At 40.9% G+C, this 21,143-nt stretch carries 15 protein-coding genes; 7 read left to right on the top strand and 8 right to left on the bottom strand.

The annotated features are described in order from the left end of the window. The 3 genes from ACSLUK_RS15165 to ACSLUK_RS15175 form a co-directional block, all read left to right on the top strand. Positions 1–1,159 (top strand): RHS repeat domain-containing protein (locus ACSLUK_RS15165; RefSeq protein ID WP_448549518.1); only part of this gene is annotated, 1,159 nt, incomplete at its 5' end. Positions 1,160–1,163: 4 nt separating this feature from the next. Further along, positions 1,164–1,838 (top strand): hypothetical protein, encoded by a 675-nt coding sequence (locus tag ACSLUK_RS15170; protein ID WP_448549519.1) that lies wholly within the window; start codon positions 1,164–1,166, stop codon positions 1,836–1,838. 72 nt (positions 1,839–1,910) lie between these two features. Continuing rightward, a complete protein-coding gene (locus ACSLUK_RS15175; protein ID WP_448549520.1) occupies positions 1,911–2,141 on the top strand; it encodes a hypothetical protein in 231 nt (76 codons plus the stop codon). Between the two features lie 269 nt (positions 2,142–2,410). On the opposite strand, the gene ACSLUK_RS15180 is transcribed toward ACSLUK_RS15175, so the two are convergent. Then, on the bottom strand, positions 2,411–3,121 hold the full coding sequence (locus ACSLUK_RS15180; protein WP_448549521.1) for a pseudouridine synthase: 711 nt from the start codon (positions 3,119–3,121) through the stop codon (positions 2,411–2,413). Positions 3,122–3,138: 17 nt separating this feature from the next. After that, the gene (gene dbpA / locus ACSLUK_RS15185) at positions 3,139–4,524 is read right to left on the bottom strand and encodes an ATP-dependent RNA helicase DbpA (protein ID WP_448549522.1); all 1,386 of its coding nucleotides are present in this window, start codon (positions 4,522–4,524) and stop codon (positions 3,139–3,141) included. Between the two features lie 418 nt (positions 4,525–4,942). Between dbpA and ACSLUK_RS15190 the strand changes: the two genes are divergently transcribed. The 3 genes from ACSLUK_RS15190 (at position 4,943) to ACSLUK_RS15200 (ending at position 7,563) form a co-directional block, all read left to right on the top strand. Further along, positions 4,943–6,190 (top strand): M12 family metallo-peptidase, encoded by a 1,248-nt coding sequence (locus tag ACSLUK_RS15190; protein ID WP_448549523.1) that lies wholly within the window; start codon positions 4,943–4,945, stop codon positions 6,188–6,190. Between the two features lie 183 nt (positions 6,191–6,373). Next, positions 6,374–6,811: a nucleoside deaminase gene (locus tag ACSLUK_RS15195; RefSeq protein WP_448549524.1), complete on the top strand. Its 438-nt coding sequence runs from the start codon at positions 6,374–6,376 to the stop codon at positions 6,809–6,811. Continuing rightward, positions 6,808–7,563 carry a substrate-binding periplasmic protein gene (locus tag ACSLUK_RS15200; protein WP_448549525.1) on the top strand — a complete coding sequence of 252 codons (756 nt, stop codon included), beginning with the start codon at positions 6,808–6,810 and terminating at the stop codon, positions 7,561–7,563. Before ACSLUK_RS15195 ends, ACSLUK_RS15200 begins: the two co-directional genes overlap by 4 nt. 367 nt (positions 7,564–7,930) lie before the next feature. Here the strand turns inward: ACSLUK_RS15200 and ACSLUK_RS15205 are convergent, their stop codons facing one another. Both ACSLUK_RS15205 and ACSLUK_RS15210 read right to left on the bottom strand, forming a co-directional pair. Further along, a complete protein-coding gene (locus ACSLUK_RS15205) occupies positions 7,931–8,428 on the bottom strand; it encodes a DUF6702 family protein (protein WP_448549526.1) in 498 nt (165 codons plus the stop codon). Further along, positions 8,428–10,884 (bottom strand): M1 family metallopeptidase, encoded by a 2,457-nt coding sequence (locus ACSLUK_RS15210; RefSeq protein ID WP_448549527.1) that lies wholly within the window; start codon positions 10,882–10,884, stop codon positions 8,428–8,430. The genes ACSLUK_RS15205 and ACSLUK_RS15210 overlap by 1 nt, the downstream gene beginning before the upstream one ends. A gap of 496 nt (positions 10,885–11,380) precedes the next feature. On the opposite strand from ACSLUK_RS15210, the gene ACSLUK_RS15215 reads away from it, so the two are divergent. Continuing rightward, positions 11,381–13,102 carry a S8 family serine peptidase gene (locus ACSLUK_RS15215; RefSeq protein ID WP_448549528.1) on the top strand — a complete coding sequence of 574 codons (1,722 nt, stop codon included), beginning with the start codon at positions 11,381–11,383 and terminating at the stop codon, positions 13,100–13,102. A gap of 100 nt (positions 13,103–13,202) precedes the next feature. Here the strand turns inward: ACSLUK_RS15215 and ACSLUK_RS15220 are convergent, their stop codons facing one another. The 4 genes from ACSLUK_RS15220 to ACSLUK_RS15235 are packed head-to-tail and all read right to left on the bottom strand — an operon-like array spanning position 13,203 to position 20,890. Further along, the gene (locus ACSLUK_RS15220) at positions 13,203–15,359 is read right to left on the bottom strand and encodes an EAL domain-containing protein (RefSeq protein WP_448549529.1); all 2,157 of its coding nucleotides are present in this window, start codon (positions 15,357–15,359) and stop codon (positions 13,203–13,205) included. Further along, complete coding sequence (locus ACSLUK_RS15225) at positions 15,356–15,994, bottom strand: chemotaxis protein CheB (protein ID WP_448549530.1); 639 nt, start codon at positions 15,992–15,994, stop codon at positions 15,356–15,358. Before ACSLUK_RS15225 ends, ACSLUK_RS15220 begins: the two co-directional genes overlap by 4 nt. Continuing rightward, complete coding sequence (locus tag ACSLUK_RS15230; protein ID WP_448549531.1) at positions 15,954–16,808, bottom strand: CheR family methyltransferase; 855 nt, start codon at positions 16,806–16,808, stop codon at positions 15,954–15,956. The genes ACSLUK_RS15225 and ACSLUK_RS15230 overlap by 41 nt, the downstream gene beginning before the upstream one ends. Continuing rightward, entirely contained in the window at positions 16,793–20,890 is a 4,098-nt protein-coding gene (locus tag ACSLUK_RS15235; RefSeq protein ID WP_448549532.1) for a response regulator, read from the bottom strand. The genes ACSLUK_RS15230 and ACSLUK_RS15235 overlap by 16 nt, the downstream gene beginning before the upstream one ends. Positions 20,891–21,143: the final 253 nt, after the last annotated feature.

Here is a 21,143-nt window from a genome sequence, read left to right on the forward strand (position 1 = left end):
GAATGGTGTATATGATAGCCAAGACAGATTAACCAGTTATGGCAACTGTAGTTACCAATATACTGCTAATGGTGAGCTAAAACAGAAAACTTGTGGAAGCGATGTTACGCAGTATAGCTACGATGTTTTGGGGAACCTACTTAAAGTCACTCTGCCAGATGAAACTGTTGTTGATTATATTATCGACGCACAGGACAGAAGGATTGGAAAAAAAGTTAATGGAGCATTAGTACAAGGATTTCTGTATGGCGGGCAATTACAGCCAGTCGCTGAACTTGACTCAAATAATGCAATTATAAGTCAGTTCATTTATGCGACGAAAACCAATGTACCTGATTACATGCTCAAAGGTGGCGTTACCTATCAAATTATTTCAGATCATTTGGGTAGCCCAAGATTGGTCGTCAACGCTGACACTGGCGCTGTTGCCCAGCGTATAGATTATGATGAATTTGGTATTATCACTCACGATACTAATCCAGGTTTCCAACCGTTTGGCTTTGCTGGTGGTATTTATGATCAAGCTACGCAACTGACCCGCTTTGGCGCTAGGGATTACAGTGCAGAGCCAGGCCGTTGGACCAGTAAAGATCCAATTCGCTTTTCAGCTGGTGATAGTAATCTTTATGGGTATGTATTTAATGATCCTATTAACTTCATTGATCCAAGTGGGCTTATCTCATTCGACGGTTTTGTTGATGCAGGCTTTATTATTTATGATCTTTATAAAATAGCGAATGAAAATATCTTTGGAGATTGTGATAATTTTGGGGATAATGTTGCTGCTTTAGGTGGAGATGTAATGGGCTTTTTCACACCTGGTGGGACTGGCTTTGGAACTGCAATTAGATCTTCAAGGAGTGGAGACAAGCTGCCTATTTACGATGCCAGAACTTTAAAAAGAATGAGTGAAGATGCCTTCCATAACTTCCCTGCATCTTTCGAAAAATCTATTCTTTCTCAGAAGCCTATCGTTAGGGCAAATGGCCGCTCTGAATATCTGCAACAGGGTACGATTAATGGAAAAGAAGGTGTTTTCCATATTACGACAGACAAAGGTGGAAAAATAATGCGACACAGAGCATTTATTCCAAAGAGTGATTGGGCGCGCTACTCAAAGAGGTGGGAGCTTCCAAGTATTGAAAATGTAGCGAATTAAAAATATGAATAATAATTTTAAGTATAGTTTTTACGGCGACGATTACGATCAGATACTTGATTTACAATATTTCGGATTGCCAGTGTTTAATGGCGTTGCAGATGATTTGGTCACGAGCGTTAATGGAGAGCTGCAAGTTCGCCTGAATTATAACGGCGACAAAGGCTATTTGCATAACCTGAGAATTGCTGGTGACTTTGTTGTATTTGTGCCAATAGTTTCTGATGTGGAAGTTGAAGGATACCTTAGAATTTCAAACTCTTCCGTTTTGATATGCCCTTTACAAGAGTTGAAGGAACTTTGGTCAGCTTTAGGGTACGAGTCTGGTGAGCTTGAAGAACTTAAACGAGCGACTCAGCATGATTTGTTTTTATTGTGGTTGATTTCGAGCGGAACTAACTCATTAATGTCGCTCAACTTGGAGGCGATAGTGGGCTCATTATTAAAGAATGTTATCGCCGAAAGTCCAGAAGGCTCGCCATCTATTCAAGAAATAATACAAAGCCTTTGTGAAGGAAGCAAGACACTTAAGCTCATTGAGCGTAGTAACCATAGCATTAACGAAACGATAACCATATATATTGACGAAGATAACGGCGAAACTATCGAGTGGAATGCTTTAGATACAAAAAGAGTTTACTGTTTGTTAAATAGCACTTATTTATTCAAGCTTACATAGAAAACTCATAACCCTTCGGGTAATGTTGATCCGTTAAGTAACAGATCGGTTAACGGCGAGGGAGTTAGGGTTATGACACTTACAGCGAAAGAACTTAGTAGTGTATTGCAAACAGAGCTTGATAAAGGCTACGACGTTGTAAGAATAGCTCGAGTGGCTTTTAAGTTATATCAAGAACACGGGATTGAATTGACTACTGATATTGATGAGAAACTTCTTCAATTGATGGCCATGGAGGAAGGGGCTGAATTTGAGTTTTCGGAAGAAGAGTTAAAGATACTTGTTCGCGAGTTGGCGGGATAAATGTATATTTTTTACCATTATACTTTACCCTTAAGCCAATAGAGTGAGTTAGTGGCTAGTTTGGGTGCTAATGGATGAATGCTTTATTTAATAAAGTTGAGCTAAAACAATAGGTTGTGATTTTGTTGAAAGTTAACTTATCGGTCAACTCAACAAGTTCTAATCCCCAGCTTAGGCTGGGGTTTTCTCTTTGAGCAATGAATTGTATTCAGCGCTTACCGAACACCAATGCTCGCAGACAATGTTTGCATTTGCCAATGTATTCGAGGTTAGTTCTTAAATGCATCTATTTCTAACTTTGTCATGTGCCTACTCTGGCCCGCGGCTAATTGCTCATCTAGCTTGAGCTCGCCAATTTGACTGCGATGTAGCTTAATTACAGGGTTACGGTAACGACCAAACATTCGCTTCACCTGATGATATTTGCCTTCAACCAGTTTTACTTCGGCGCTGTATTGACCTGTTACGGTTAAATTAGCTGGTAGTGTGGTGATGTTTTCAAACTCAAAATACATGCCTTGTTTGAATCCACAGACGTAGCTTTCTTCGACTGGGTTTTGAAGAGTGACCTGATAGGTTTTTTCAACCTTTTGCTTTGGTTGAGTAATTGCCTCAGACCAGCGGCTATCATTGGTTAACAATACAAGGCCGCTAGTATTTAAGTCGAGTCGCCCAACGATATGAAGTTCATGCTTAAATTCAAATGGGAGTATATCGATAACGGTTGGGTGTATGTTATCTTTCGTCGCGCAAACAACACCTACAGGCTTATGCAGCATCACGTAATATGCAGGGTTGTTTTGAATTTCTCTATCGTCTAATGATATTTGACTAAACTGATTAACTCGTTGGTCTATTCCCTGTGCAAGTTTGCCGTCAACGTAAACACGATTTTTAGCTAGTAATAAGCGCACATCGCCTTTTGATATTTTGCAATATTTGGCTAGGAAATGGTCAAGGCGTTGCGTACCTAATGTCATAAAATAGATTACTAAGTTTAACGGGTTATTTTACGCACACGAAATGTACGCCCTTTCATTTTGCCTTCACTGATTGTTTTGAGTGCCTGTTTGACAATGGCTTTGTTTACTGCAACAAATGATGAAATTGCCTGAACTTTAATCTTACCTATTTGTTCGCCTTTAATTGCCGGGTTTGAGGTTAATCCACCTAAAATGTCGCCTGGGCGTAACTTGTTCTTTTTGCCACCGTCAATCTGTAAGGTCACCATTGATGCCTGCACAAGCTCGTTACTAAAAACTTCGTCAGTGGGTAAAGGTTCTGGTGAAATTGACTGGCCTAAGTATTCTTCGAGGCGAATCATTTTATGTGCTTCTTTGTGGCTGACAAGTGAACAAGCATTACCTTTATTGCCTGCTCTCCCTGTTCTCCCAATGCGGTGTACATGCACTTCTGGATCATGCGCTATGTGGTAGTTAACGACCATCTCAACATTGTCGACGTCGATACCTCGAGCGGCAACATCAGTTGCTATCAATACGGTTAAACTCTGATTGGCGAACCGGATCAGTGTCCTGTCGCGATCGCGTTGCTCAAGATCACCGTGCAAAGCTGCGCAACCAACACCTTGTTGTTCGAGGCTATCTGCCAGTGCTTGACACTCAAGTTTTGTGTTGCAAAAAATGATGGTTGATTGTGGTTGGAACTTATAAAGTAATCGCTTAACTGCATCAATTCGCGCATCATTATTTTCTACTTCATAAAAGTATTGGTTAATCGAGCTTTCATCATGGGTGCTCTTAACCTCAACTTTGACAGGAGCCGTCATTATATGACTTGCCAGCTGTTCAATTTTTTTCGGGTAAGTGGCGCTAAATAGCAAGTTTTGTCGCGTTGCAGGGCACTCTGCAACAATGCGCTCAAGAGATTCTTCAAATCCCATGTCGAGCATACGGTCGGCCTCATCCAATACCAATGTATTTAACTCGGCTAATGACAATCGGCCTTTTCTAATGTGTTCTTCAATTCTACCTGGTGTGCCCACAATAATATGAGCGCCATGCTCTAATGAACCAATTTGTGGTCCCATTGGTGAGCCACCGCACAAGGTTAGTACTTTAATATTGTGTATTGCGCGCGCTAGCTTTCTTATTTCAATGGCTACTTGGTCGGCAAGTTCGCGTGTAGGACAAAGCACCAATGACTGTACGCGAAAGCGCTTCACGTTGAGGTTATGTAATAAGCCTAAGCCAAAGGCGGCAGTTTTACCTGAGCCAGTTTTACCCTGACCAATGACGTCTTTACCTTCCAGCATAAGGGGTAAAGATTGTGCCTGAATTTCAGTCATGCTGTGATACCCCAAACTTTCAAGGTTTTCGAGTAATGCGTGAGATAGATTGGTAGTAGAAAATGCGTTAGACATGAAAGGGCTCAACTATTGGCAAATTGGCGAGCTAAAACACGTGCTAGCTCGGGAAAGTGGTAAGTATATCAGAACATCAATTGATATAGTGTGTTGATTAATGAGATACACGTCATAGTTAAATGCATAGATTGCTCAACAAAGCTAAATCTAATGATAGTGTATCAAAACCAATTGAAACGCCGTGGAATGATGGTTAGTGCTATTTATTGCCAATTGTTTCTCCTTGTTTATATACGTAACGTACTATTTTAAATGAAAAAATTACAAGTGAAACTTGTCGTTTTAGTACGAATTTTTGTCGCAAAGCTGTGAGTTAATGCCTTGGTTTCTTGTTAGTTTGAAAACACTTGTCAGATAAACAGCGCTGTCGCGTTGAACTGATAGGCAATAATAATTACACAACAGGAAACTAACAATGATTAAGAATAAATTAGTGCAAGCGATTAGCTTAACATTGCTTACTGGCACGGCCATGGCGGCAACATCAATTAACAGCAAGATGCCAGAGCATGCTCAAGCGAACGCTTGGGGTAAAGATAAAGTGTTAAATAAAATGGCTGCAAAAGCGCATGCCAGAGCAATTGAGCTAGTGGAATTGGATGCACAGAGTATTCAAACCAATAGTGACGAAATTGGCTTTACGATTAATGGCATAGCGTATACGCTCGTCAAAAAATCTGCGAAGCAAACGGGTAATGGCACCATTATTTGGTCAGGCAATATTCTTGAAACAGCGGGTAATATTGACAAGCTAGATCCGAGAAACTCAGTAACTCTGGTACGAAATAACCAAAAAGTAACCGCTAATATTCGTCTTGAAGGCGAGTTATATCAATTAAGACCACTAGCAGGCGCAGGTCATGCGTTTATTGCCGTTGATGAATCTCAAATGCCAGCAGACCATCCTGCTGAATACGATCAGATGGCGGACAATAGTCGCGGCGACAAAGCAGGTAAGGGCAAGCCGGGAGGCGGTGATCCTGGAACGCCACCTGATCCGGGTCCAAGTGAAACATTACGCATTATGGTTCACTACACTCCTGCGGCGGCATCGGCTAGTGGCGACATCAACGGTCTTATTGATTTAGCAATAGCTGAAACTAATCAAGGCTATGTTAACTCTGGTATTACCCTTTCTGTTGAGTTAGCGGGTAAGTATGAAATTAACTACAGCGAAACTGGCAATTTTAGTACTGACTTAGGGCATTATCGCAATACCAGTGATGGCGTGATGGACAGTATCCATAATACGCGTGATCAGGTAAATGCAGACGTAGGAATGCTGATGATTGATAACGGTCAATATTGTGGACTTGCTTCTGATATTGGTTCTACTGCTGAAACAGCGTTTGCGGCAGTACATTATGATTGTGCAACCGGTTACTACTCGTTTGGTCATGAAATTGGTCATTTGCAGTCAGCGCGTCATGATCCGAAAAACGATCCAACAAATACACCATTTGCTTATGGCCATGGCTATCAAGCAGATCGTGATGGCTGGCGAACTATTATGGCTTACAACTGCCGTCGCGGTTGTACGCGATTAAATTATTGGTCAAATCCATTTGTTCAATATGGTGGCAAGGCGATGGGTACTGAAAGCAGTAATTTTAATGCCTTAGTCTTAAATACGACAAAGACTGACATGGCTGCATTTAGATAAACAAATCTAAGCGCTTCTATAAGGTGGGGGCTATACTCCACCTTTTTTTCCTGCAATGATAAACACACATTACCAACATAACTGTACTCTCCACGCTTGATTTATATATTCGCTTGTTAGTTTTCGCTTTTTACTCCTAAACTGATATTAATCCACAGGTTGAATCAATTCAGAGGTTTTTATATGGATGAATTCATGCAAGCGGCAATTGATGAAGCGAAAAAGGGGCTAGCAGAAGGTGGTATCCCTATTGGTTCAGTGCTGGTTCATAATGGAAAAATTATTGGCAGAGGACATAACAAGCGGGTGCAAACAGGGAGTCCTACCTTACATGGGGAAATGGATGCATTAGAAAATGCAGGCAGGCAACCTGCAAGTGTGTATCGCCAAAGCGTTATTTATACCACATTGTCACCATGTTCCATGTGTACTGGTGCGATATTGCTTTATGGTATACCTAAGGTAGTAATAGGAGAAAATCAGAGCTTTATGGGGGATGAGGAGCTGCTGAGATCACGAGGCGTTGAAACGGTGTTGGTTGACTCTGATGAATGTAAAAAGCTCATGAACGAATTCATGGCAGCGAAACCTGAACTGTGGAATGAAGATATAGGCGAATGAAATTACACACTTTTATATTAGGGCTTTGGCTATCGTTTGAAGCATTCACCGCTGAAATTGTAAAGGTTGGTTTGTATGATTTCCCGCCGTATGCATTTGTCACAGACGGGTCTGAGAGCATAGCCGTTCAACTTATAGATGCCATGAATGCGTTTCAGCATCAGTATAAGTTCGTCGGTATACCAACTACGTCTAAGCGGCGCTATCTCGATTTTGAAAAGAACAAATTCGACATGATCATTTTTGAAGATATAAAATGGGGCTGGCAGGATTATCCAGTTACGGCGTCGTATCCATTTGCTACTGGATATGAAGTATATGTAACTTTAGCCAAACCCGAACGTGATCAATCGTTTTTTAATGATTTTCAAGATAAGGTGATGATTGGTGTACTTGGCTACCATTACCAGTTTGCAAATTTTAGTACTGATCCGGAATTTCTTTCCAAAAACTTTAAATTGATACAAACAGACGGCCAGAAAAAAAGTTTGGAATTAATACTCAATAACCGTGGTGATATCGCGGTGTTGTCTAAGGAATATCTGAATTATCATTTTATGCAATCTCCCCAAGACAAAGATAAATTACTGATTTCAGACAAATACGACCAAATCTACAATCATACGGTGTTAGTAAGAAAAAATAGTCACATTGCCATTGAATACATCAATGAGTTACTGGGAAATATGAGGAAAAAGGGCATTTTAGATACATTGTTTGGGAAATATGGCTTAGAGATTAATGAGCAGTAGGTTTAATACCCAGCAGCAATTTAAGTATGAGCGCACCCTTCGATACGTCGCGCCTCCTACTCAGCCCCTTCGACAAGCTCAGGATAATCGGGAGCTAACTAAACGTTCGATGAGCGCGCAGCAGTCGCCCTTCGATTTGTTCGTTCCTCACACTCAGGACGTACGGATTATTTATCACTGCGTAAATGATTATAAAAGATTGGCTTTTGTTTACCCTTCGATTCGTCGCGCTTTCTACTCAGCCCCTTCGACAAGCTCAGGACAATCGGGAGCTAACTAAACGTTCATGCATTAGTGAGCTAACAAAAAATGCCGAAGTTAATTCAACTTCGGCATTTTACGTTGTGCAGTTTCAGTGGGCTAAATATTAAAACTTGGCCACTAGCCAGTCTTTGTCTTCACTAAAGTATAGCGTGCGAACTTTGCCTTTACCTTCAATATTCACCATATTGATTTGTGTTGGCCAAAGGTCACGTAAAGCACCGTTAAAGAGCTTTATACCTTTAAGTTCAGTTGGTAACACAGCTTCCTGATACACCCAGAAAAACTTGCCTTCCACTTCATAGCCAACATTTGACAAGGTCATTTCATCGTCAGCTAGCGTGCGTGCTAAAAACTGTTTGGCAACATAATCAGCAAATTGCTGTTGTGTTTTTTGTGAATCAAGAATATCTGCATTCTTGTCAAACAAAGCTTGTACTGCGTGCTCTGTGTCATGCAAATAGAATCGATGCATCACTTCAAGTTGGCCAGAGTTCTTATTGAATAGCACGGTAGTTTCGGCCGCTTTTTGCTGGTGAGCAAACGTAGTGTTAGCTCCCAGCAAAAGTGTTAGACACAAAGATAAAAATAACTGCTTTAGCATTAGTTATCCTTTTGCTCTTTAGCTTCGTCTTTCTCAACTTTTAGTTCAGTTTTGATATCTTGCATAATATCGCGGCTAACTTTTGCTTTACTTTTCTTGCGCTTATAGGCTTCCACACGTGAAGGAATAATGCGACGAGGATAGTGGTTATTTTCCACGTTTACGTCGGCTGTTTCCCAACCGGGATCAACCGTTACTTGTACTAGCTCTTTGTCTTTGGCGGTAACGATCAGTTTACTTACCTGCTTAGGTGTACGACGCCAGATTTCAGCTGGAATGTATTGATCTTCTTTAGTGCCATCAGCATAAGTTAGTTCAAGTAAAATTGGCATCACCAATCCACCAAGATTTGAGAAGTTAATCACGTAGTAGTTCTTATCTTCTGCTATAGCACGCTCAAAAGTTTTGCGCTCCCAAGGTTTTAATCCCTTAAGGAATTTTTGATACGCGTTACGTTCTTTATTGGTAACAGTGAAGCGGTCATTTTCGTCATAGAAATCAGAAACATCTGGGTTACGATCAATCCATAGCGTTTTGCCTTCTGCTTTGTTGCGTTCAACAAAACGTGATGGTGGCTTGTTGTTTTCGATGTCACGCAGGCGAGCGAAATCTATATCAGGATTTTTCGTATCAAGACGCATCTGATATACGCTGTCGACTGAAATATCTACATGGTCTGTTGAGTAAAACCAGCCACGCCAGAACCAATCTAAATCAACACCAGAAGCTTCTTCCATGGTACGGAAAAAATCAGAAGGCGTTGGGCGCTTGAACTGCCAACGTTCTGAGTATTCTTTGAAAGCGAAATCGAAAAGTTCGCGACCTAATATCACTTCACGCAAAATGTTTAATGCTGCCGCTGGTTTAGTGTAAGCATTAGGACCTAAACGTAAAACACTGTCAGATTGCGTCATAATTGGCACTTGTTTTTCAGACTTCATGTAGCCGATGATGTCACGCGGTTCAACACCCCAAGGAATGTTTGGATCCCACTCACGTCCAGCTACGCCATCTAAGAAACTGTTCAAGCCTTCGTCCATCCACGTCCATTGGCGCTCGTCTGAGTTAACAATCATAGGAAAATAGATATGGCCAATTTCGTGAATAACGACGCCAATCAAAAAGCGTTTTTCAGCTTGTGAATAGGTACGCGTACCATCTTTTTGCAGCTCGGTACGAGGACCATTGAAGGTAATCATCGGGTATTCCATACCACCAACTGGGCCATTGACCGATTGCGCTGTTGGATATGGGTAGTCAAACGAGAAGCGTGAGTATACATCCATTGTGTGGATTACTGACTCAGTAGAGTATTTCTTCCAAAGGTCGCCACCTTCTTTAGGATAGAATGACATTGCCATAACAAATGGCATGTCATCGCCGCCTTGTTGATATCCCTTCGCATCCCACATGAACTTGCGTGAAGAAGCCCAAGCGAAATCACGAACATTGTCAGCTTTAAATTTCCATGTTTTACGTTTGTCAGTGCCGGCTTTTTCGTTCTCTAACGCTTCTTCTTCTGTGACAACAAATACTGGGCGTTTGGCAGTTTTGGCTTGTTCTAAACGATTTCGCTGCGTTTTGGTTAGTACGTCTTTTTCGTTAGTCAATACACCCGTTGCACTGACAATATGGTCAGCAGGCACATCGATTTCAACTTCGTAGTCACCAAATTCAAGGGTAAATTCGCCACGACCTAAGAACTCTTTGTTAGTCCATGCTTCATAGTCTGTGTAGGCATGTAAACGAGGGAACCACTGTGCAAGTAAGAAGATATCGTTGCCGCCTTCTCTGGCGTCATCTTCAAAGTGCTCATAACCTGAGCGCGCGGAAATGGCATCTTCTTCAACGATATTGAAGGCAAAATCGATAGAGAATTTAACCGAATCACCTGATTTTAGTGCTTTCGGTAAATCGATGCGCATTTGTGTTCCAACGATAGTGAATGGCAGTTCTTTACCTTTGGCGTCTTTAATTGCACTAGTGACATAACCTAATTCGTTGTCAGCCATAAACTGATGGCGACGCAGTTGATTCAGACTTAGCTTGCTCGCTTTCGCTTGTGTACCCGATTTATCAGCAGGTGCCGAATCGAAAGTGCTCGTCATATTAGCAATTGAGTCGTTTTTGAAAATATTTTGGTCAAGCTGAACCCATAAATATTTTAGTTTGTACGGCGAATTATTGTGGTAGGTGATTTTTTCACTACCTGAAATTCGACGCTTTTCTTCGTCTAACGAAACCTTAATCTTGTAGTCGACTTTTTGTTGCCAATAGCTTTCACCAGGCTCACCGGCCGCATTGCGGTATACATTTGGTGTTGGTAAAACTTCTTCTAATTGGCGAAATTTATCTTCAAAGTCGCCTTTCGTTTGCTTTATTGCAGAGGCATACACGCTAGTTGCCAAAGTTAATGGCACGAGTAAGGCCCACGCTAGGGGAGATTTTATCTTCATTATACTGCCGTCTCGTTGTTATCTTATGGTGTGAATAGGAAATTAGGTCGTGCAAAAACACGCAAAGATATCAGTTTCTAAATAAGACAGATAGAGCTATTAAGGCAAAGTTACTTATATTTACGACAAACGTATAAATATTGTTCACTAGGCTGGAGCGAATTGCGGCATTGAACGCATTTTTCGAATAGAAACTTAAGTTGGCTGTTGAGCTATTAGTTATACTTTCTTAGAATCATTGAATAAGAAATACAGGCTTTGAACACTTATGATTAAAGGCATTCGTTGGACGATTACCAAAAAGGTTAGTGGCACTGTTTTTACGTACTCCAGAAACTTTTTCGTAGATTTAAGTTAAAAATTCACCTGTTTCATAATGTTAGTTGTTGTTGTGGATACAGCGACAACTTATTCCTTTATCTTTTGGGTAAAAAGTAAACAGTTATCTATAATTAGTATATTGCACTCAGATTCTGCGGGAGGTACAGCAGTGAGTATGTCAGTTAAGTCATTTCTAATCCTAATATCTTTGTCCTTAATTCTAACCACGTTTAGCTATGCAAAATCGCCCCCTGATTTAAAGCAGTATGTGGTCGTATTAAAGGCTCATACAAACCCTAATGAAGTCGCCGCCAGCATCGCAAGGCAAAGTAACGGCAGAGTGGGTTTCCTTTACAACCATACAATAAAAGGTTTTTCTATTGCTGTGTCGTCTGCAGCACTTAATGGCATTTTGCGCAATCCTAATGTGTCATATGTTGAAGAAGACATTCCGATGACGGCATTCGTACAAAATATACCAACGGGTGTTGAGCGAATATTTGCTAATCAAGCTGAACTCGATATTGACGGACTTGATGATTTTCGCGTGGATGTTGACGTTGCAGTGCTTGATACTGGTATCGATGAACAGCATTCCGATCTAAACGTGGTTGGTGGAGCCAATTGTTTATATACCACTAAAGGACCGGGTAGATCGCGCAAATATTTTTGTGATGAATCACTTGGTGGCGATGACGACCATTATCATGGCACACATGTCGCAGGGACAATAGCAGCTTTAGATAATGATGAAGGGGTTGTTGGCGTTGCGCCGGGCGCTCGGCTTTGGGCGGTAAAAGTGCTTAATTCACAGGGTTCAGGTTCACTTTCAGGTATTATCGCTGGTGTAGATTGGGTGGTAGCGCAAGGCAATATTGAAGTGATCAATATGAGTTTAGGTGGTTCTGGAAGCAGTAGCGCAATGAACGATTCAATCAGCGCTGCGGTTGCTAGCGGTGTGACGGTAGTCGTGTCGGCAGGTAATAGCAATGCAGACAGCAGCGGATTTACGCCTGCAAATTCACCGGATGCGATAACCGTTTCGGCTTTGGCTGATTTCAATGGCTTGCCTGGAGGCGGTGCGTCACCTACTTGTCGTAGCGATCAAGACGATACTTTAGCAGATTTCAGTAATTGGGGAAGTACGGTCGACATAACGGCTCCAGGGGTTTGTATTACTTCGACGTTTCCTATAGAGAGAGGTGGCTATGGCACAATTAGTGGCACATCAATGTCAGCTCCTCATGTTGCTGGTGCGGCAGCGTTACTCGCAAGTAATAACATGTCGCCAGCTACGATAGAAAGCACCTTGCTTAGCAAAGGAAACTTTGACTGGGTTGATGATTCGGGTGACGGTATTATGGAACCACTACTGGATATCGGAGCTGCTGACTTTAATCCTGTTCTTATTGCTACAGGTACTGACAGCAACAACCCACCTACAGCGTCATTTAGCGCCTCATGTTCGCTATTAGATTGTGAGTTTGATGCATCTGCCTCGTCAGATAGTGATGGCACAATCGTGTCGTATTCGTGGGATTTTGGCGACGGCAATTCGGGGAACGGTGAAACAACAAGTCATACCTACGCGAGTGATGGTACCTATTCAGTAACCTTAACCGTGATGGACGACGACAATGATTCTGATGCGACCAGTGATGATGTGAATGTGTCTTCAGAGCAAGAGGCAACACTGTTGACTGACAGCATCAATAACGGTTCAACATGGACAGCGGTTGTGTATAACGCAAATAATGAGCCTTTATTGGGGACTTGGTCGTCAGGTGAAGGAACGTGTTCTGATAATACATGCTCACAAAGTGGTATTAGGAAGAAACAGCAAAGCGTGACCTTTACCAGTGATGAAGGAGAGACCGTTATCGTTTATAAACCATAGTGGTTAACTAATCGTATCGTTAAATTGGTAAGAAAAGATCAATGGCATAATTACTTAGCCATTGATCTTTTCTTATTCTTGACACAGCCTAATATGCCTCTTATTGATGTTTTTTCACAAACTCGACAAGCTCATCAAAATGTAACGGCGGACTATAGTAATAACCTTGAATAATGTCGCAGTTCATACTTTTCAAAAATGCGAGTTGTTCTTCAGTTTCTACGCCCTCTGCGACCACTTTCAGCTCAAGCGTATGTGCTAAAGCAATAGTTGATTTGATGATGTTCTCAGTATTACGATTTTGGCCGATTTCTTTGCAGAAAGAACGGTCAATTTTCAGCACATCAAGCGGCAACTTGCTAAGGTGGCTCAGTGAGGAGTAGCCTGTACCAAAATCGTCAATGGCAATTGATGCACCCGTCTCATGGAATGCATGTAGCTGTTTTATTGTTTGCTTGGGTTCATGCATCATCGAAGTTTCGGTAATTTCTATTTCAAAGTATTCACCGGGTAATTCATATTGCTCTAGTTGGTTTTCAAAAATTTGCGTAATTTGAGGGTTAATAACTTCTTTCAAAGAAAGATTAATGGCTGTTTTTATCGGTAAATCTAGCGAAAGCTGATTTATTCTTTGAGAAAACTGACAAGCCGCTTTCAATACGAACTCACCTACTGCTTCTATCAATCCTAGCTCTTCCAAAGCTGGTATAAATGTATCAGGGCCTAAGATGTTCTTGCCATCTTTTTGCCAACGAATAAGGGCTTCTACGCCAATAACCTTATTTGATTGTAAATCGATTTTAGGTTGGTACATTAACGAAAACTCTTGATGAGATATGGCGCGCCTAAGTTTTTTTTCTAGCGCAATGTTTTCAAGCGCTTCCTCTTGCATTTTCTCAGTGAAGAATTGAAATAAATTGGTACCTGTTTCTTTTGCTTTATACATGGCAAGATCTGCTGCTTGCATCAGCTGTGAAATTTCTGTGCCTGATTCGGGGTAAACGGAAATGCCGATGCTGGCACCTATAGATATCTCATGATTATTAATATTAAAAGGTTGTTCAAACGATTTTAAGAGTTTCTCAGACACAATTATGGCGTCTTCAGCAATTCTGGAACTCGCTGCTTCAATCGCTAAGGTAAATTCGTCTCCACCTAGCCGGCACAATACATCACAATCTCGGATTAACGATTTAAAGCGCACAGCCACTTCTTGCAACAGTGAATCACCCGTTTCGTGTCCTAATGTATCATTGACGTTTTTAAACTTATCCATATCAATGAAAAGCAACGCAAATGAAGAGTGTTGACGCTTAACACGAGAGATTAATTGCTTTAGATAGTTACCAAAAGCATATCGATTAAGCAGTCCAGTGAGCGAATCGTAGCGAGCGAGTTGCTGTAATTGTTGTTCCGCTTTTTTACGTTCGGTAATGTCTTGAAATGCGACGACGATACCAATTAAATCTTGCTCATCTCTAATGGGGGTTGCGGTATATTCAACAGCAAAATATTCGTCATTGTTACGCTTAAATGTTGCCGTTCTTTCTGTGTACTTTTCCCCTTTCTTACAATACTCTAATAGTGGCATGTTACACCACTGGGTTTGTAAGCCATCTTCATCTTCTGCATTGTAAACGACGTCGAAAAAATGCTTATTAATTAATGCGTGCTCAGTAACCTTTAGTATGGATTCACCTGCGGGATTAATGAAGCTGATATCACCATTGATTTCTATGCCTAAGATGCCTTCACCGACAGAATCGAGTATTAACTGATTACGGTTTTCTAAACGTTTAATGTCATCTAACGTTTGTTCTAATTGATAGCGCTGTGATTCAAGTTTAATAAATACGTTTACTTTGCTTAGCAGCGTGTGAGCTTTTACGGGCTTAGATAAGTAGTCAACCGCTCCTAGCTCATAGCCTTTAAATTCAAATTCTTTGTTACGATCGGCAGCTGTTATGAAAATGATGGGTACATCTTTGGTTTCTTCGTTGAAACGCAATACTGAAGCTGTTTCAAAACCATCCATTTGCGGCATCATTACGTCGAGCAAAACAACCGTAAATTTATGGCGAAGGGACAAGCTAATCGCTTCTTGGCCTGAAAGCGCATTGTAAAATTCAGCGCCTGTTTTCGCTAAGATTCGCTCTATTACGCGATGATTTTCTCTTCCGTCATCAACTATCAGAATCTTTGCATGGTGCTGTTCTTGATTAATGTATTCTTCACAAATTTCTGGTATTGAATTCATAATGTAGACTCCATTTTATTTGATGCTTGGGAGAAAGAACCTGTTAATTGACTAATTTTTTGCGATAGCTGTGCAAGTGGTAAAACATAATCTGGATAGCATTGAGCTATTGCACTCTTAGGCATATAAAACGCTTCGGCTGTACTTGGGTCTTCAACAATGGTTGTGCCTCCAATTTTGTTTACGAGTTTCATCGCTAATGCACCATCACTATTGGCACCAGTGAGTAACACAGCAAGGAGGCGCTTACCGTAAATTGACAAAGCAGATTGAAACGTAACATCAATAGAGGGTCGGCTAAATTGAACGGGGGCCGAAACGTCAAGACTAAACGTTGTATTTGCATTGACTAATAAGTGATAGTTAGCGGGCGCTAAATAGATATGTCCTGATTGCATTGCCATGCCATCTACCACGTCTTCAACGGGTAACTCGGTTAATGTGTCCAAAAACTGCACAAGCGTGTTGCCGCTGTTTGCTTTTTGATGTTGCACAACAATAACAGGTACCTTTAAACCCTTGTCTAAACAGGGAAATATTTCTTTCCACGCGTTAATTCCTCCTTGAGATGCTCCCATCACTACAATCCCGTAGTTAATCATTAGTTGGAAGTTGCTTTCTGTAGATACTGGCATAACGATCGACTAAGGTGAACTTCATAGCTTGCTCTTGATGCATAATAGACTCATGTGTTCCAAGGGTAAGGAAACCGCCAGGATATAAACTTTGATCAAATAAAGTTAATGCTCGCTGTTTTAGCGATTTATCGAAGTAAATGAGTACATTGCGGCAAAGTACTAACTCAACTTCACCAAATACGCCGTCTGACGTTAAGTTATGATTAGCGAACGTAATGTTTTTCGTAATAAAAGGTTTTGCCTTGCACTTGCCATAAGCAACATGAAAGTAATCCGTAAGTGTTTTTCTTCCTCCTGCGGCATTAAAGGCCGTTTGACTATCGGCAACTGCACTGAGGTTATAAATCCCATCTTTTGCCTTGGTAATATTGCTATCGTTAAAGTCTGTGCCGTAAATCCTTGCTCGTTTTAACAAATCTTGTTCATGAAGCAATATCGCTAACGAATACACTTCTTCGCCAGTTGAACAGCCGGCAACCCAAATTTTAAAAAATGGAAACGTTGCCAACACAGGAAACACTTCTTCTTGGAGGCATTTAAAGACGAACGGATCTCGGTACAATTGAGTGACTGAGGTCGATAAGTCATTAAACAGCACTTGCCATTTACACGGGTCATTGGTGATTAGTGGAACCATTTCTCCAATATTAGCCAAATTCCATAAATTTTTACGTCGCATAACTCGACGAAACACGGAGCTTTTTGTGTAGTGGCTGAAATCTTTTCCATACGAAGACTTCATCGCAGCTATAAGCTCGTTTAGCTGATACAAATCTGCGTCGGTATATGTTTCGTCTACTGATTCAACCATACCTTCACCATTTCGAGTAGCTTCTTGGTTTCAACGGGTTTAGTAAGATAGTCGTTAGCGCCTGCATTTATGCACTGTTCTCTATCCTCAGCCATTGCTTTGGCGGTTAGCGCAATTATTGGATATGGGTGTTGGTTTTGTTCACGAATCTGTTTAATCGCTTCGTATCCGTCCATAACTGGCATCATAATATCCATCAATATGAGATCGATATCTTGCTCACTTGAGACTTTGTCAACTGCCATCTGTCCGTTGTCAGCAATAATGATATTCATGCCCTTGGCTTTCAATACTTTGGACAGTGCATAGGTGTTACGGATGTCGTCATCCACAAGAAGTATTTTCTTATTGGCAAATAATTCTTTAACTGAGGTTGTATCGACTTCGGAAATTGGCGCTTTTTCTTGGTTGCTTGAAGATAAGAATAGAATGATTTCATCAAATAACCGTTCTGCTGAACGATTGCCTTTAATAACGATGCTATTGGTGTAATTTAGCAAGTTCTTGTATTTTTCTTCTGAAAGTTCTTCGCCGGTATAAACAACAACTGGCGGTAAATTTATATCCTCTTTTTCACATTGTTCGAGCCACTGGATACCATTCATATCGTCGAGCGTTAAATCCAACACAACGCAATCATAATGGTTGTCATTTAATAAACTAATGGCTTCGGTACCGTAGCTAGTGCTTGTGACTTCCATTTGTTTTTTCGAAAACAATTTCTTTAATGCATAACAATTTTCTTTATCGTCTTCAATGAGTAATATCCGTTTAAAATTGTTGTTTATCTCTTGTTCGAACAAGCCAAAGACTTTGTTAAGAGAACTGATGTCGGCAGGTTTGGTCAAAAAACCAATGGCTTGATGTGTTTCTTCTGTCGCTTCGTCTCTACCGCTTATGATATGTACAGGGATGTCTTTGGTAGCAGGAGAAGCCTTGAGTCCTTCAAGCACCTTTGTGCCGCTAAAATCGGGTAAGCCTAAATCAAGAATGATCGCGGAAACCGGATAGCGGTTTACGAGCGCAAGTCCTGAACGACCAGTATCTGTTGCGATACATTTAAACCCTCGTTGATGAGCAATTTTCACCAGAGATTTCGCAAACTGTGGGTCATCTTCAATGACAAGCACAATATTACTATCGGCATCTTCAAGCGATTCTCGATCATCATCAATGAATACGTGATCAAGTTCATCATCTGCGTTTGAGTATTCTACAATTAATTCGTGATCATCTGCGTTAATAACTTTCGGCTCGATGTAGGGCAAATACAGCGTAAATGTAGAGCCTTCGTTAGGAGCGCTATCTAGTGTAATATAACCACCTAAAAGTAGTGCTAGTTCGCGAGAAATCGTTAACCCAAGCCCTGTACCACCATATTTTCGGCTGGTAGAACCGTCAGCTTGTTGAAATGCTTCAAATATTGCAGCTTGTGCACCTTGTTCAATGCCCACACCTGTGTCAGTTACTTTGAATACCAGTGATTGCTCAAAAGGTGTGTTTTCCAGCGTCATTAGTTTTTCAAGTACTTTTGAGTCGCTGCTGGTCGATATGGTAAAAGAAACTTCACCTTTGTGAGTAAATTTCAACGCATTAGACAGCAAGTTTCTAATAATTTGCTCAAGCCTGTGAACATCCGTATGCGCATGATGTGGGATCGATTCGTCAATGGCGATCTTAAATACTAACTGTTTTTTGGTTGCGACAGGCTCAAACTCTGCACTAATGCTATTAGCAAACTCTTGTAAACTGAAGTCTTCTTTAATAATGGAAAGTTTCCCTGATTCGACTTTAGCCAAATCAAGAATATCATTGATTAGCGTGAGCAATTTGTTGCCACCGCTATGGATAATTTCTAAATCTTCAATCTGATCTTCCAACAAGTTACCATCATCATTGGCGATAAGCGTTTCCGAGAGTATCAGTAGGGAATTAAGTGGAGTTCTTAATTCGTGTGACATATTGGCTAAAAATTCGGATTTGTACTTGCTGGCTTGTACCACTTCTTGTGCGGTTTCTTCAATACGGCGTTTGGCTTCTTCAACCTCGTTATTTTTGATTTCAAGTACCCTTTTTTGTTCTTCCAGTAATGTTGATTGTTTCTGTAAATCCTCATTACTCTTAGCCAGTTTATCACTTTGTCTTTGCTGTTCTTCCTGTGCTTCTTTTAGAATTTGGGTTTGTTGTTCTAATTCTTCGTTTGCCACGCGCAATTCTTCTTGCTGTGCTTGTAGTTCTTCGGCTTGTACTTGCGATTCTTCCAGTAATTCCTGAAGCCTGATTCTTGAACGCGCCATATCTATGGTAACCGCTGCGTTTTGTGTAATTTTTTCTAGGGTTTCGATTTGTGTTTCATTGAATACTTCAACAGAGCCAACCGCTAATACGCCAACAAGCGCGTTGGTGGTATTTTGTTGATTAATTAGCGGTGTGACTATTGTGTAGTGAGGTAACATTGTAGCGAAACCAGTACTGACCTCTAATGGTGTTTCATCGGCCTTAGGTTGGCAAAATACAATGGTTTTTCTTTCTTGTGCTGCTTGACCTACTAAACCTTGACCCAATGAAAACTCTACATCGCTGTTGTTTCTGTATTTATATGCATAACTGCTTGTTAGTTTGAGTTTGCCTCTTTCGAGCAGGTACAAGGCGCCAACTTGTGCGTTGAAATAATTGCCAACGAAGTTAGTTATAACCGGTAATATCTCGTCGATATCGGTTAGACCTTGTAGTGCAGTATTGAAATTAGCAACACCAGTACTTGACCAGTTCTGTAGTTCATTATGACGTGTTGTTTCGGATAAGTTTTGGGACATGCGTTGGATTGCTTTGCCTAATTGATCTTCATCGCTGGAAGGTATAAAAGTATTGTCATACTTTCCTTTTGCAACTGCCTGTGCATGCGTCGCTACTTTTCTGAGCATTTTCAGCATGTTTGACAGTGCATTTGAAAGCTGCACGACTTCGTGCGTGCCTCTGATGTCTGTGTCTACATTAAAATTACCCCGGCTAATGCTATTGGCAATTTTGAGCACCTGATCAATAGGCGCGGTAATCATCCGCGTTAAAAAATAGGTCATAGCTAAGCCAAACACAATGCCGACAACCAATGAAACTATCGAAATGCTATAAGCTGAATTCTGGCTGTGTTCTATCTCCGTCATGTTATTCATCATTTGTCGATAATTAACGAGGTAAACTTCATCAATGAGACGCCTAACTTCACTGTCTTGTTGAGCGACAATACCATTAAGCATCATTTGCGAAACGTTCCAGTCTTCAGACAAGCGCATTTCAATTAATTTTTGGGGGAGTGGAGCGTAAACCGCGTGATACGACTCCAATTCTGCAAGCACTTGTAATTGCTCATCTGACAATAATAGCTCTAGGCTTTTCAACCGTTGCAGACTGATGGAATTGTTTTGTGACTGTGTTTGGAATTGCAGTCGATAGGTATCGTTTCTGGAAAGTAAGTAAATCCTAAAGCTTGATGCTGATGTGGCTAAACTGGCGCGAAAATCTGCCATCTGCTTGAGCACATCAAAACTCTGCTGCTCGGGTGGCCGTGCAGCCTCCATTTCAATTAGTTGAGTGACCAACGCTAAAATCTGTTTGACTTTGGGTTCAATGTCAAAATTTAGTAACTGTATCCCTGGGAAATTATCAGGCGTTTGGGCTATGTTGAGTACTTTCTTTTGAGTGGTCTGAAGTTCGTTAAGTTTGTTAGATAAATCACGAAATTGTAATCTGAGCTTGCTATTTTGAAGTACAGCTTCACTTTCCAACAATAATGTAAGTTCGTTCTTAAATTGTTGAATTTCTAGCCAAGCGACATTAAAGTCCCTTCTAAATTGCTCATCACCAATTGAACTCCAACCTCTAAGCGCATCGAGAGCACGAGCTAATTGGTATTTGATATTCAGGCTTAATTGTGTTGCTGGCACATCGTGTTCAAAGCTTTGTTTAGAATAACCTTTAATTAAACTGTGCTGAGAAATATTAAAACCGACAATGGCACATAAAATGACGATTATGGCGAATACACCCACTGAAACTCTAGTGGCTATTGAGTTAACTTTCATCGCGGAAACACTCCAAGATACCGTTTGTAGTGAATTGTTCGATTAGATACACGTGTAAAGTGTTGTACAACGATGCCGTGAATAGAGAGGGGTGAACGTAATCTTATTAATGCGCAATATATCCATATTGAAATCCTTTCTGCGTTTACTGCTGTTGAGCGATAGCTACATAGATAAATTTTAGAATACAGGTTGAAACTTGCCTGTATTTGCTAGAACGTTTTGTTATTTAACGGTCGTTTTTTATATTAAT

Source organism: Thalassotalea fusca (genome assembly GCF_053485835.1).